Genomic DNA, 14436 nt, shown 5'->3' with positions numbered 1-14436 from the left:
GGTGCGCTTGTTGATGCGCTTGAGGTCGACCCGCGAGCAGAAATCGAACAGGTCCTTGAACGGGCCGTCCTGACGCGACTCGACTATGGCCTCCACCGGCCCCTCGCCCACGCCCTTGATCGCGCCCAGGCCGTAGACTATCCAGCCTTCGTTGTTAACCGTGAACTTGAACTCGGAGATATTCACATCCGGCGCATCGAGGCGCAGCTTCATGCTGCGGCATTCCTCGATCAGGGTCACCACCTTGTCGGTGTTGTGCATATCCGCCGACAGCACCGCCGCCATAAAGGCCGCCGGGTGGTGGGCCTTGAGCCAGGCGGTCTGGTACGACACCAGGCCATAGGCGGCCGAGTGGGACTTGTTGAAGCCGTAACCGGCGAACTTTTCCACCAGGTCGAAGATGTTGCCCGCCAGGTTCCCATCGATGTTGTTGTTGGCACAACCTTCGATAAAGCCGCCGCGCTGCTTGGCCATTTCCTCGGGCTTCTTCTTACCCATGGCGCGGCGCAGCATATCGGCGCCACCGAGGGTGTAACCGGCCATCACCTGGGCGATCTGCATCACCTGTTCCTGGTACAGGATAATGCCGTAGGTGGGCTTGAGCACCGGTTCCAGGCCCGCGTACTGGTAGTCCGGGTGCGGGTAGGACAGCTCGGCGCGGCCGTGCTTACGGTTGATAAAGTCGTCCACCATGCCCGACTGCAGCGGACCTGGGCGGAACAGCGCCACCAGGGCGATCAGGTCTTCCAGGCAGTCCGGCTTGAGCTTCTTGATCAGCTCCTTCATTCCGCGCGATTCCAGCTGGAACACCGCGGTGGTCTCGGCCTTCTGCAGCATGACGAAGGTCGGTTTGTCGTCCAGCGGGATAAAGTCGATGTTCAGGTCCGGCAGGCCTTGCTTGGCCTGCTCGCGGTTGATGGTCTCCATCGCCCACTTGATGATGGTCAGGGTGCGCAGGCCGAGGACGTCGAACTTGACCAGGCCGGCCTGCTCCACATCGTCCTTGTCGAACTGGGTGACCAGGCCGCCGCCCTCGTCATCGCAGGCGATGGGCGAGAAGTCGGTGAGCTTGGTCGGCGCGATCACCACGCCACCGGCGTGCTTGCCGGTGCCGCGGGTGATGCCTTCGAGCTTGAGCGACATATCCCAGATTTCCCGGGCGTCCTCGTCGACCTTGAGGAAGTCGCGCAGCGGTTCCTCCATCTCCTGGGCCTTTTCCAGGGTCATGCCGACTTCGAAGGGAATCATCTTCGACAGGCGGTCGGCCAGGCCGTAGGACTTGCCCTGGGCCCGCGCCACGTCGCGCACCACCGCCTTGGCCGCCATGGTGCCGAAGGTGATGATCTGGCTCACCGCATTGCGCCCGTATTTCTCGGCCACGTAGTCGATCACCCGATCGCGACCGTCCATGCAGAAGTCGACGTCGAAGTCGGGCATGGAGACCCGTTCCGGGTTGAGGAAGCGTTCGAACAGCAGGTCATAGGCCAGCGGGTCGAGGTCGGTGATCTTCTGTACGTAGGCCACCAGCGAACCGGCACCCGAACCCCGGCCCGGGCCGACCGGAACGCCGTTGTTCTTCGCCCACTTGATAAAGTCCATTACGATCAGGAAGTAACCGGGGAAGCCCATCTGGATGATGATATCCAGCTCGAAATTCAGCCGGTCGATATAGATCTGGCGCTTCTCTGCGTAATTCGGCGTGGTCTCTTTCGGCCAGAGCACCGCCAGGCGCTCCTCCAGGCCATCGAAGGAGACCTTGCGAAAATACTCATCCATGGTCATGCCGGCCGGCACCGGGAAATCAGGCAGGAAATATTTGCCCAGCTGCACTTCGATATTGCAGCGCTTGGCGATTTCCAGGGTGTTTTCCAGGGCTTCCGGCAGGTCGCTGAACAGCTCCGCCATCTCTTGCGGTGTCTTTAGGTACTGCTGATCGGAGTAGGTGCGCGGACGCCGCGGGTCATCCAGGCTGCGGCCTTCACCGATGCACACGCGGGTTTCGTGAGCGGCGAAGTCGTCCTGCTTGATAAAGCGCACATCGTTGGTCGCCACCAGCGGCGCGCCGACTCTATCGGCCAGGGCCACCGCGGCGTGCAAGTGCTCTTCGTCGTTGACCCGGTTGGTGCGCTGCACCTCCAGGTAGAAGCGCTCGGGGAATACCTCCATCCACTCGCGCAGCAGCGCTTCGGCGGCTGCCTGCTCACCGTCGAGCAGCGCGTGCCCCACCTCCCCTTCCTTGGAGCCGGACAGGGCGATCAGGCCCTCGGCGGCGGCCTTGACCCAATCGCGCTGGATGATCACCAGGTCGTTGCTCTGCCCTTCGCTCCAGCCGCGAGAAACCAACTCGGTGAGGTTGCGATAACCCTTGGCGTTCATCGCCAGCAGGGTCAGGCGCGAAAGCGGGCCGTCTTCCTCGGCACTGGCCAGCCAGATATCCGCACCGCAGATCGGCTTGATCCCGCCGCCCATGGCGGCCTTATAGAACTTCACCAGCGAGCACATATTGCTCATATCGGTGACCGCCACCGCCGGCATGCCGGCCGCTGCCACGGACTTGATCAGCGGCTTGACCCGCACCAAGCCGTCGACCAGGGAAAACTCGGTATGCAGACGCAGATGGACGAACGAAGCAGTCATGGCAGTCCTATACAAAACACAAAAACGACAAGGCGAGGATTGTACAGCCTTCGCAGCGGCAAGCTGCAAGCTCCAAGCCGCACGCTACAGACGAGAAGTTTCGCGCAGCGGATCGATGCGGGATCAGTCGTTCAGCAGTACGCGCACCGGCGCGAAGGAGCGGCGATGGATCGGCGTGGGGCCGAGGCGGCGCAGGGCCTCCAGATGCACAGGCGTGGGATAGCCCTTGTGTCCGGCGATGCCATAACCCGGGTATTGCCCATCCAGCAGCTGCATCTCGCGGTCGCGGCTGACCTTGGCCAGGATGGAGGCGGCGGCAATGGCCGGCACCTGGCTGTCGCCTTTGACGATAGCAGTGCTGGGCACCTGCAATTTGGGACAACGGTTGCCGTCGATCAGCGCCAGCCTGGGCGTCACGCTCAGGCCTTCGACCGCACGCTGCATGGCCAGCATGGTGGCATGCAGGATGTTCAGCCGATCGATCTCTTCCACCTCGGCCCGGGCGATGCACCAGGCCAGGGCCTTTTCGCAGATTTCGTCGAAGAGTCTTTCCCGGCGCGCCTCGCTGAGCTTCTTCGAGTCGTTCAGACCGATAATCGGCCGTGACGGATCGAGAATTACCGCCGCCGTCACCACCGCGCCGCAGAGCGGGCCGCGGCCGACTTCATCGACGCCGGCGACCAGTTCCTGCACCTGGCTGAAGTCCAGACCCAGCTGCATCAGCCGTGCCCCAGCAGCTGCAGCACCGCGCCGGCGGCTTGCACCGAGGCATCGCGGCGCAACGCGCGGTGAATCAGATCGAAACCTTCGGTCTGCACCTCACCATCTTCCAGCAGCGGCGCCAACAGCTGCGCCAAGGCCTCGGGGGTGGCGGCATCCTGGATCATCTCGGGCACCAGCAAGCGCTCGGCCAACAAGTTGGGCAGCGAGATATAGGGGCTGGTGACCAGGCGCTTAAGGATGCGGTAGGTCAGCGGCGCCACCTTGTAGGCCACCACCATCGGCCGCTTGTACAGCAGCGCCTCCAGGGTGGCGGTACCCGAGGCGATCAACACCGCATCGCAGGCCGCCAAGACTTCATGGGAACGCCCATCGAGCAGGGTCAAAGGCAGATCGCGGCCGACCAGCATCTGCTCCAGCTGCACACGGCGCTGGGGGCTGGAACAGGGCAGGACAAAACGAATGCCGGGGCGCAGAGCGCGCAAACGCACGGCCGCATCGAGAAACAGCTCCCCCAGGCGCGCCACTTCGCCGCCGCGACTGCCCGGCAGCAAGGCCACCACCGGGCTGTCCTGGGGCAGATTCAGCGCTTCGCGGGCCGCGCCTCGATCGGCCGCCAGCGGAATGGTATCGGCCAGTGGATGACCGACAAAACGCACCGGCACCCGATGGACGTCGTAGAACTGCGCCTCGAAAGGAAACAAGCACAGCATCAGATCGCAGGCATCGCGGATCTTCAGCACGCGCTTCTGCCGCCAGGCCCAGACCGAGGGGCTGACGTAATGCACGGTCTTGATCCCCGCGCGGCGCAGCTTGAGCTCGAGCCCCAGATTGAAATCCGGCGCATCGATGCCGATAAATACATCCGGCTTGGCCTCGATCAGCGTGCTGAGCAGGCGCTTGCGCCGTGCCAGCAGCTCGGGAAGGCGGCCGAGTACCTCGACCAGACCCATCACCGAGAGGCGTTCCATGGGGAAATAGGGATTCAAACCCTCAGCCTGCATCAGCGGGCCGCCCACACCGATAAATTCGATCTGGGGATACTGGGCTTTCAGGGCCTGCATTAAACCAGCGCCCAGGATATCGCCGGAAGCTTCGCCTGCGACCAGCGCGACACGCATTGCTTGAGTCATAGAATTATCGAGTGATGCCGCGTTTGGAGGCCTGAATCGAGTCGCGGAAGATCGCCACTTCAGGGAATTGCGTCGCCAGCTCGCTGAGCTCGGCCATGGCCTGCTCAACGGTGAGTCCCTGACGATAGACAATCTTGTAGCCACGGCGCAGAGCGGCGATGGCCTCGGCAGTGAAACCGCGCCGGCGCATGCCTTCGAAGTTCATCCCGCGCGCTTGCGCCGGGTTGCCGAATACGGTGACGAAGGCCGGTACATCCTTGCCGATTGCCGTACCCATGCCGGAAAAGCTGTGCGCGCCTATGTGGCAGAACTGATGCACCAGGGTATAGCCGGACAGGATGGCCCAGTCGTCGACCCAGACATGCCCGGCCAGCGCGGTGTTGTTGACCAGGATGCAGTGGTTGGCGATCACGCTGTCATGGCCGATATGGGCATAGGCCATGATCAGGTTGTGGTCGCCTATGGTGGTTTCGCTGCGATCCTGCACGGTGCCGCGATGGATGGTGACACCCTCGCGGATCACGTTGTGATCGCCAATCACCAGGCGGGTCGCCTCGCCCTGGTACTTGAGGTCCGGGGTGTCTTCGCCCACCGAGGAAAACTGGTAGATACGGTTGTGCTTACCGATCCTGGTCGGCCCCTTGAGGATCACATGGGGGCCGATCACTGTACCCTCGCCAATTTCCACATCGGCCCCAACAATCGACCAAGGACCGACGACTACGTCGTCGGCCAACTTGGCACTGGGGTCGATAATGGCGCGAGGGTCAATCAAACTCATAGCTTGCGTTCCGCACAGATGATTTCAGCCGAGCAGACTTCCTTGCCGTCGACACTGGCCTTGCACGCAAACTTCCAGATGCTGCGCTTGCTGCTCAGGTATTGGGCTTCGAGGATCAACTGATCGCCCGGCACCACCGGCTGGCGAAAGCGTAGCTTGTCCGAGCCGACAAAGTAATACAGGGTGCCATCGGATGGCTTCATGTCCATCATCTTGAAACCGAGAATCCCGGCGGCCTGGGCCATGGCCTCGATGATCAACACGCCCGGCATGATCGGATGCTCAGGAAAATGCCCGTTGAAGAACGGCTCATTGATGCTGACATTCTTGTAGGCACGAATGCGCTTGCCTTCGACATCCAACTCCGCCACCCGGTCCACCAAGAGGAACGGGTAACGGTGCGGCAAGTATTCGCGAATTTCGTTGATGTCCATCATTTCCAGAGAAGCCTGTAATAGAAGAAGAAGAAGCCGGCAAACGCCGGCTCAGGCATCAGATGAAGAGTCTGCGCCCGAGGTCACGGCGGCCAGCTGCTTTTCCAGCTGTTGCAGGCGGCGCGCCATGTCGTCCAATTGCCTGATGCGCGCAGCGCTCTTGCGCCACTCGGCGGCTGGTTGCATGGCCGTACCGGAAGAATAGGAACCGGGCTCGGTGATCGAACGGGTGACCATGGTCATGCCGGTGACAAACACGCCATCGCAGACCTCGATATGCCCGACCATGCCCACACCACCGGCGATCATGCAATTCTTGCCGATCTTGGTGCTGCCGGAGATGCCCGAACAGCCCGCCATGGCGGTGTTGTCGCCGATCTGCACGTTGTGCGCGATCATGATCTGGTTATCCAGCTTGACCCCATTGCCGATCAGGGTGCCGGACAGCGCACCACGGTCGATGGTGGTGTTGGCGCCGATCTCGACATCGTCGCCTATGGCCACCCCACCAATTTGCGCGATCTTCTGCCAGACGCCCTTCTCATTGGCAAAGCCGAAGCCTTCGCCACCGAGCACCGCGCCGGACTGAATCACCACCCGCTTGCCGATGCGCACATCGTGATAGAGGGTGACCCGCGGAGCCAGCCAACCGCCTTCGCCCACCACCGAACGGGCGCCCACCACGCAATGGGCGCCGATGCTCACGCCGGCGCCGATTTGCGCGCCGCTCTCGATCACCGCATAGGCACCAATACTGGCGCTGGCGTCGACCCGAGCATCGGCAGCCACCACGGCAGTCGGGTGCACGCCCGTGACAGCTTGCGGCTTGCGATCGAACAGATGTGAAAGCTGGGCGTAAGCCAGATAGGGATTAACCACGACCAAGGCATTACCGGCATAACCCTCGGCATCGGCCGCGGTCAGCAGTACGGCACCGGCCTGGCAGTCCACAAGGAATTTGCGGTATTGCGGATTGGCCAGGAAACTCAGCTGATCGGCGCCGGCCTCCTGCAAGGTGGCCAGGCCGTTGATCACTTTGTCAGCAGCGCCACTCAGCGTGGCGCCTAGCCGCTCAGCCAGCTGGCCGAGGGTATAAAACTGTGCCGTCATGATCAGCGCAGCTGATTCATGCGCTCGATGACTTTGCGAGTGACGTCGAACTGAGGTTTGACATCGATCACCGCACCGCGCTCGAGAACCAGGTCGAAGTTACCGGTCTTGATCACTTCTTCAACGGCCTTGTCCAGGTTCGGCTTGAGCTTCTTCAGCATCTCGCGATCGGCAATGGCCTTGGCTTCGTTCAGCTCCTTGGACTGGAACTGGAAGTCACGGGCTTTCTGCTTGAATTCGAGCTCCAGACGCTCGCGCTCGGCGGTCTGCATCTTCTCGCCATCTTTGACCAGGCGGTCCTGGATGCGCTTGGCATCGCTTTCCAGGGTTTTCAGCTTGTTCAGCTGCGGGCCGAACTTCTTCTCGGCATCCACGGCATAACGCTTGGCGGCGTCCGACTCGAGCAGCGCCATTTGATAGTTCAGCACTGCCACTTTCATCTCGGCAAAGGCCGGGGTTGCCAACAGGGCAACGCTTAACAGAACCAGTTGGGTCAACTTACGCACGGTGCAACTCCTGCAAAAACTGTTGATGGTCAATAAACGGCGACTTAGAAGGTCTGACCGAGGGAGAACTGGAATATTTGGGTGTCAGCCTCATCCGGTTTGATCACCGGCATGGCCAGACTGAAACTCAAGGGGCCCAGCGCCGTGATCCAGGTCAGGCCAACACCCACAGAACTGGCCAGTTGGCCCGGATCGATATTTTCGCAACTGGTCTGAGTAGTACCACAATTGGTGTCGAACACGTTACCTACGTCCCAGAACAGAGCGGTACGCAGCGAACGCTGATCCTTGACGAAAGGCATGGGGAACAGCAGTTCCACACCACCCTGCACCAATACGTTACCGCCGAACGGCAGCGGGTCCTGATCCGGATCGCGCGACGTGCCTTCGTTACCCGTTACCGCCACACCACGGCTTGGCGTACTACGCGGCCCCAGGGTGTTGTCCTTGAAGCCACGCACCGAACCGAAACCGCCGGCATAGTAGTGCTCGTAGAACGGCAGATCCTGGGTGGAACCGTAGCTTTCGCCAAAGCCCAACTGGGTGTGCAGACGCAGGGTGTAGGTATCGCTCAGCGGCTTGAACACCTGCCCCTGGTAGTCCACCTTGAAGAACGACAGGTCGCTACCCGGCACAGTGGTCTCGAGCACCAGGCTCTGCGAATGGCCACGGTTGGCCAATACGCCGCGGTTCAGGGTCGATTCAGACCAGCCCACCGACGCCTTGAGGTTGAGGTAGCTGTCACCTTCGGCTTCCATAAAGTCGAAGATCTCATCGACCGTGTAAACCCCGGTGCTGATGCTGTCATTCTGGATGGTCAGGCCATAGGTCAGGCGCGAGGTGTCGCTGATCGGGTAACCGATGCTGGCACCGGCACCGTAGCTGTCGACGGCATAGCTGGACACGTCGGTGTTCAGTTCGTCGTAGTCGGTGCTGCGGAAGAAGGCGTTGTAGCCCAGGCTGACACCGTCCGGCGTCCAGTAGGGGTCGACGAAGCCAAAGTTATAGCTGCTTTGGTATTCGCTGCGGTTCAAGCCCAGGCTGACCTTATTACCGGTACCCAGGAAGTTGCTCTGGCTGATGGAGCCACCGAGGATCAGACCGGCGTTCTGGGCGAAGCCCACGCTGGCGGTGATCGAGCCGGAAGCCTGCTCTTCGACGCTGTAGTTGACGTCGACCAGATCGTCGGTGCCCGGCACTTGCGGGGTTTCGACGTTAACTTCCTTGAAATAACCGAGGCGCTCCAGGCGGGTCTTGGACTGGTCGATCAAATAGGTCGAGGCCCAGCCCCCTTCCATCTGGCGCATCTCACGGCGCAGCACTTCGTCTTCCGACTTGGTGTTGCCACGGAAGTTGATGCGATTGACGTAAGCGCGTTTGCCTGGATCGACCACAAAGGTGATCGACACAGTGCCGTCATCATGAGCCTCTGGCACGCCGTTGACGTTGGCGAAGGTATAGCCATCGTTACCCAGGCGGCGGGTGATCAGCTCGGAGGTGGTGGTCATCACCTTACGTGAGAACACCTGGCCTTCCTTGACCAGCAGCAGGGCGCGGATATCCTCTTCCAGCTTCTTCAGGTCACCGCTGAGTTTGACGTCACGTACCGTGTATTTCTCGCCTTCATCGACGTTGACCGTGACGTAGACGTGCTTCTTGTCCGGGGTGATGGATACTTGGGTGGAGGAAATATCCATATTGATGTAGCCGCGATCCAGGTAATAGGAGCGCAGACGCTCCAGGTCACCTGAGAGTTTTTCCCGGGCGTACTTGTCATCGTTACGGAAGAAGGACAGCAGGTTGGTGGTTTTCAGCTCGAACAGGTCGATCAGGTCTTCGTCGGAGAAGACGCTGTTGCCTACCACGTTGATGTGCTGAATGGCCGCGACCGAACCTTCATTGATATCGATCTTCAGCGCCACGCGATTACGCGGCTGCGGAATCACTTCGGCCTCGATCTCGGCGGAGTAGCGGCCCTGGGCCACATACTGACGCTGCAGTTCGTTACGCACGCCTTCCAGGGTGGCACGCTGGAAGATTTCGCCTTCGGCCAGACCCGACTGATTCAGACCTTTGAGCAGGTCTTCGCTGCTGATCGCCTTGTTGCCTTCGATTTCGATACTGGAAATCGATGGACGCTCGACCACGCTGACCACCAGCACGTCGCCGTCACGACCCAGTTGGATATCCTGGAAGAAACCGGTCTTGAACAGTTCGCGAGTGGCTTCCACCAAGGCGCGATCATCCGCCTCTGCACCGACACTCAGCGGCAAGGCACCGAACACGCTGCCCGCGGAAACCCGCTGCAGGCCGGTGACGCGAATATCGGAGATGGTGAAGGACTCGGCGTGAACTTCGGTGATCATCAGTGCAGCAAGCACCGCAGGTAGCAGCAGACGTTTCATGAAGTCCTTTCTTATTTCAACTGACAATAAAAAATCTGCCGCTTAAGGCGACACTTTTTGTAACCGGAGGGCGTAATTCAGTAGCGGCTACAGTCGACTCAGGTCGTTTACCAGGGCCAACAACATCACCCCGATCACCAAGCTGATACCAATCTGCATCCCCCAACCCTGTACCCGTTCAGACAGCGGCCGACCACGCGCCCACTCGACCAGGTAAAAAAGCAGATGCCCCCCATCCAACACTGGGATGGGCAACAGATTGAGAACCCCCAGACTTATGCTCAGGTAGGCGAGGAAGTTTAAAAATTCCCCCAACCCCGACTCAGCAGAAGCGCCCGCCACTTTAGCAATGGTTATCGGCCCGCTCAAGTTTTTTACCGAGAGCTCACCAAACAGCATTTTCTTCAACGAATCCAGGGTCAGCAGGCTCATGGTCCAGGTGCGCCTGGCCGCTTCGGCAACGGCCTCCAGCGGTCCGAAGCTGACTTGGCGGAGCATCTCGGGCGGCCATTCAACGCCCTGCACACCAGCCCCCAAGTAGCCACTGCGCGCCTCACCCTCACCGCGAACGGCCAAACTCAGCGCCACATCCAGGCGCTGGCCTTGACGCTCGACCTGCAGCGCAATGGCCTTACCAGGCAGACTACGCACCTGGTCGACCAGCTGTTGCCAGTCCTCCAGCATCTTGCCGTTTAGCGCCAGCACTCGGTCACCGACCAGCAGGCCTGCGGCAAAGGCCGGCCCTTCGGGATCGAGCTCGGCTAAAACCGGCGCAATGGCCGGACGCCAAGGACGAATACCCAGGGAGGCAATGGGATCGGGTTCATCGACACCGCGCAGCCAGTTGTCCAAGGCGATTTGCCGCGGGCTGTCGGCCGTGGAGCCCTGTTCGCGCACATTGACGCTCAGGCTGCCGCTTTCGCCCAGACGGCGCACCAACTGCAAATTGACCGCCGCCCAACCGCTGGTGGGCTCGCCATCCACCGCGACTATTTCCTGCCCCGCCTGCAAGCCGGCATCAGCCGCCAGACTGCCTATCTCGACTGCGCCTATGACCGGACGCACTTGCTGACTACCGAGCATCGCCACCGCCCAAAACAGCAGCAAGGCCAGCAAGAAGTTGGCGATAGGGCCAGCCGCGACTATGGCCACCCGCTGTTGCACCGATTTGCGATTGAAGGATTGCTCAAGCTGTTCAGGCGGCACCTCGCCTTCGCGCTCATCGAGCATCTTCACGTAGCCACCCAGGGGGATAGCGGCTATCACGAACTCGGTGCCTTGACGATCATGCCAGCGCAGCAAAGGGCTACCAAAACCTATGGAAAAACGCAGCACCTTGACCCCGCAACGGCGTGCGACCCAGAAATGACCGAATTCATGGAAGGTCACCAGCACCCCAAGTGCGACCAGGGTGCCCACCAGCATATAAAGCGCACTCATCTGACTTCTCCGCGCCGACTATCCACGGCAACTTAGCCTTTGCTCAGCCAGGCTACGCGCCCGGCTATCGGCTGCCAGCACCGTCTCCAGGCTTTCGACCGCCAGGACGGGCTCAGTGTTCAGTACGCTTTCGATGATACTCGCGATTTCCGGAAAGCGGATGCGCCGCTCCAGGAAGGCCGCGACCGCCACTTCGTTGGCCGCATTCAGCATGGCTGGCGCGGTACCACCCGCCTCTGCCGCCTGCCGGGCCAGGCGCAAACAGGGAAAGCGCTGCTCGTCCGGGGCCTGAAAGTCCAGCCGGGCAATGCTGAACAGATCCAGCGGAGCCACCCCCGAGTCGATTCGCTCGGGCCAGGCCAGGGCATGACTGATGGGGGTGCGCATATCCGGATTGCCCAGCTGGGCCAACACCGAACCATCGACATAGTCGACCAGGGAATGAATCACGCTCTGCGGATGCACCACCACCTCCACCTGCGCCGGCTTGGCATCGAACAACCAGCAGGCCTCGATCAGCTCCAGGCCCTTGTTCATCATGCTGGCCGAGTCCACCGAGATCTTGCGCCCCATCGACCAGTTGGGATGGGCGCAGGCCTGCTCGGGGGTCACATCATGCAGCTGTTCCAGAGGCATTTCGCGGAAGGGGCCACCGGAGGCGGTCAGCAGGATGCGGCGCACCCCGACTTGCTGCAGGCCACGGGAATAATCGCCGGGCAGGCATTGGAAAATCGCATTGTGTTCGCTGTCGATCGGCAGCAGCACGGCGCCACTTTTACGCACCGCCTGCATAAACAGCGCACCGGACATCACCAGGGCTTCTTTATTGGCCAGCAAGACCTTCTTGCCCGCCTCCACCGCCGCCAAGGTGGGCGGCAGCCCAGCCGCGCCGACAATGGCCGCCATCACCGCATCCACCTCGGGATGCGCCGCCACCTGGCACAGCCCTTCAGGGCCATGCAGCACCCGAGTGGACAACCCAGCAGCCAGCAAACCACCCTGCAGATGATGTGCAGCAGAAGCTTCCGGCACCACGGCAAAGCGCGGGCGATAAATCATGCACAGGGCTTCCAGTTCAGTCAGGCGACTGAACCCAGAAAGCGCGAAGACCTGATAACGCTCAGGATGCCGGGCAATCACATCCAGGGTGCTGAGACCGATGGAGCCGGTCGCCCCCAGCACCGTGATCTGCTGGGGCCGGCTCACAGCGCGCCCCAGCCGGCCAACCACAACAACACAGCGAAGACCGGAATAGCCGCGGTCAGGCTGTCGATGCGATCCAGCACCCCGCCATGACCAGGCAGCAGATTACTGCTGTCTTTAACCCCGGATTGACGCTTGAACATGCTTTCGGTCAGGTCACCGACCACCGACACCAGCACTATCAGCACCGTACCCACCAGTGCCAGCAGCAGTTCAGTGAGCGTCCAATCGCGATAGAAACCGACCGCTGCACAGATCAGCAAGGTCGCCAGCAAGCCGCCCCACACCCCTTCCCAGCTTTTACCGGGGCTGACCTGCGGGGCCAGCTTGCGCTTGCCGAAACGCTTGCCGGAGAAATAGGCGCCGATATCGGCGCCCCATACCAGCACCATCACCGTCAGGATCAGCAGATTGGCTTCTGGCCACTGTTTGAACAGCACCAGGCCCTGCCAGGCCGGCAACAGGATCAGCAGGCCGATCAGCATTTTGCTCGGAGCCCCCGTCCAATAGCGGCTACTGGCCGGATAGCCCAGCACCAACAAGGTCGCCAGGCACCACCAGATAACCCCCACCAGCAGCACCCAGGGCGCCAGAACCGGCAGCAGATAGAGGACAAGCAACAGGGCAGCGACCACGGCGGCATAGGCCACACGTTGCGCTTGCGCGGTAAAACCGGCCAGGCGCGCCCACTCCCAGCCCCCCAGGCTGACCACTGCGCCGATAAACAGGGCAAACAACCCGCCATCCAGCAGAAAGAAGCCACCCAGGGCGAACGGCAGCAGGACCAGCGCCGTGATAATTCGTTGTTTGAGCATTAGCGACGCGCCTCAGCGGCTACCTGATCGCTGGTTTTCCCAAAGCGACGCTGGCGGCTAGCGAAATTGGCCAAGGCTTTACGCATGGCTTCGTGTTTGAAATCCGGCCAGAACAGCTCGGAGAAATACAACTCGGTGTAGGCCAACTGCCAGAGCAAGAAGTTGCTGATACGGTGCTCGCCACCCGTACGGATGCACAGATCCGGCAAGGGCAGATCGGCGGTCACCAGACAGCTCTGCAGCAGTTCGGGGGTGATAGCTTCCGGCTGCAAGTGTCCACCCTGAACTTCCCGCGCCAAGCGCTGGGCCGCCTGAACGATATCCCACTGACCTCCGTAGTTGGCTGCGACCTGCAGCACGAAGCGCTTATTGCCTGCCGTCTGCGCCTCGGCCTCACGCATCGCCGCCTGCAACTCGGGGTGAAAGCGCGAGCGATCGCCGATGATGCGCAGGCTGATATTGTTGGCATTGAGCCGCTTCGCCTCACGCCGCAGCGCACTGAGGAACAGCTCCATCAGCGCACTGACCTCTTCGGCCGGGCGCTGCCAGTTCTCACTGGAGAAGGCGAACAGGGTCAGCACCTCGACCCCGGCTTCGGCGCACACCTCGATAACCGCCCGCACCGCATCGACACCGGCTTTATGGCCGGCAACGCCGGGCAGCAGACGCTTCTTGGCCCAGCGATTATTACCGTCCATGATGATCGCCACATGCCGTGGTACGGCAGCCTGGCTAGCGTCTTTGGTCTTTTCCATGACGATCTCCTGACCGTTAAACGGCCATCAGATCCGCTTCTTTCTGCTTCACGGCCACTTCGATCTCAGCCACGAACTTATCGGTCAGCTTCTGGATATCCTCGGCGGCGCGGCGCTCTTCGTCTTCGCTGATTTCTTTCTCCTTGACCAGGTCTTTCAACTGGCTCAAGGCATCGCGACGGATATTGCGCACCGCCACTCGGCCATCTTCCGCCGCATCCCGCGCCTGCTTGGTGAAGCCCTTGCGGGTCTCCTCGGTCAGCGCCGGCATGGAGATCAGCAGCAGTTCGCCCAGGTTGGTTGGGTTGAAGCCCAGCCCGGAACTCTGGATCGCCTTGTCGACGGCAGCCAGCATATTGCGCTCGAACGCCACCACTTGCAGGGTGCGGGAGTCCTTGACGGTCACGTTGGCAACCTGGTTCAGCGGGGTATCGGCGCCGTAGTAAGGCACCATCACACCGCCCAGGATGCTGGGGTGAGCCTGGCCGGTACGGATA

General features: G+C 61.3%; 13 protein-coding genes. All 13 read right to left on the bottom strand.

The window, feature by feature from the left end; genetic code table 11:
- Positions 1–2637: DNA polymerase III subunit alpha (dnaE, locus tag Q8Q83_RS08930; protein ID WP_305622976.1), on the bottom strand; the 2637-nt coding region annotated here is incomplete at its 3' end.
- A 123-nt stretch (positions 2638–2760) separates the two neighbouring features.
- Positions 2761–3357: a ribonuclease HII gene (rnhB, locus tag Q8Q83_RS08925; RefSeq protein ID WP_305622974.1), complete on the bottom strand. Its 597-nt coding sequence runs from the start codon at positions 3355–3357 to the stop codon at positions 2761–2763.
- Positions 3357–4490 carry a lipid-A-disaccharide synthase gene (gene lpxB / locus Q8Q83_RS08920; RefSeq protein WP_305622972.1) on the bottom strand — a complete coding sequence of 378 codons (1134 nt, stop codon included), beginning with the start codon at positions 4488–4490 and terminating at the stop codon, positions 3357–3359. The genes rnhB and lpxB overlap by 1 nt, the downstream gene beginning before the upstream one ends.
- A gap of 4 nt (positions 4491–4494) precedes the next feature.
- Positions 4495–5271 (bottom strand): acyl-ACP--UDP-N-acetylglucosamine O-acyltransferase, encoded by a 777-nt coding sequence (lpxA, locus tag Q8Q83_RS08915; RefSeq protein WP_305622970.1) that lies wholly within the window; start codon positions 5269–5271, stop codon positions 4495–4497.
- Positions 5268–5708 (bottom strand): 3-hydroxyacyl-ACP dehydratase FabZ, encoded by a 441-nt coding sequence (gene fabZ, locus Q8Q83_RS08910; protein ID WP_305622968.1) that lies wholly within the window; start codon positions 5706–5708, stop codon positions 5268–5270. Before fabZ ends, lpxA begins: the two co-directional genes overlap by 4 nt.
- Before the next feature lie 48 nt (positions 5709–5756).
- A complete protein-coding gene (lpxD, locus tag Q8Q83_RS08905; RefSeq protein ID WP_371132385.1) occupies positions 5757–6815 on the bottom strand; it encodes a UDP-3-O-(3-hydroxymyristoyl)glucosamine N-acyltransferase in 1059 nt (352 codons plus the stop codon).
- A gap of 2 nt (positions 6816–6817) precedes the next feature.
- The gene (locus Q8Q83_RS08900) at positions 6818–7321 is read right to left on the bottom strand and encodes an OmpH family outer membrane protein (protein WP_305622966.1); all 504 of its coding nucleotides are present in this window, start codon (positions 7319–7321) and stop codon (positions 6818–6820) included.
- Between the two features lie 44 nt (positions 7322–7365).
- Complete coding sequence (bamA, locus tag Q8Q83_RS08895; protein WP_305622964.1) at positions 7366–9726, bottom strand: outer membrane protein assembly factor BamA; 2361 nt, start codon at positions 9724–9726, stop codon at positions 7366–7368.
- Positions 9727–9813: 87 nt separating this feature from the next.
- Complete coding sequence (rseP, locus tag Q8Q83_RS08890) at positions 9814–11166, bottom strand: sigma E protease regulator RseP (RefSeq protein WP_305622962.1); 1353 nt, start codon at positions 11164–11166, stop codon at positions 9814–9816.
- A gap of 18 nt (positions 11167–11184) precedes the next feature.
- Entirely contained in the window at positions 11185–12372 is a 1188-nt protein-coding gene (gene ispC / locus Q8Q83_RS08885; protein WP_305622961.1) for a 1-deoxy-D-xylulose-5-phosphate reductoisomerase, read from the bottom strand.
- Positions 12369–13184 carry a phosphatidate cytidylyltransferase gene (locus Q8Q83_RS08880; RefSeq protein WP_305622959.1) on the bottom strand — a complete coding sequence of 272 codons (816 nt, stop codon included), beginning with the start codon at positions 13182–13184 and terminating at the stop codon, positions 12369–12371. Before Q8Q83_RS08880 ends, ispC begins: the two co-directional genes overlap by 4 nt.
- The gene (locus Q8Q83_RS08875) at positions 13184–13939 is read right to left on the bottom strand and encodes an isoprenyl transferase (RefSeq protein WP_305622957.1); all 756 of its coding nucleotides are present in this window, start codon (positions 13937–13939) and stop codon (positions 13184–13186) included. Before Q8Q83_RS08875 ends, Q8Q83_RS08880 begins: the two co-directional genes overlap by 1 nt.
- Positions 13940–13955: 16 nt before the next feature.
- On the bottom strand, positions 13956–14436 hold a 481-nt coding region (gene frr, locus Q8Q83_RS08870), incomplete at its 5' end, for a ribosome recycling factor (RefSeq protein WP_305622955.1).

The organism is Pseudomonas sp. (genome assembly GCF_030696055.1).
GTDB lineage: Bacteria > Pseudomonadota > Gammaproteobacteria > Pseudomonadales > Pseudomonadaceae > Aquipseudomonas.
This window is presented reverse-complemented; position numbering and strand designations above follow the sequence as displayed.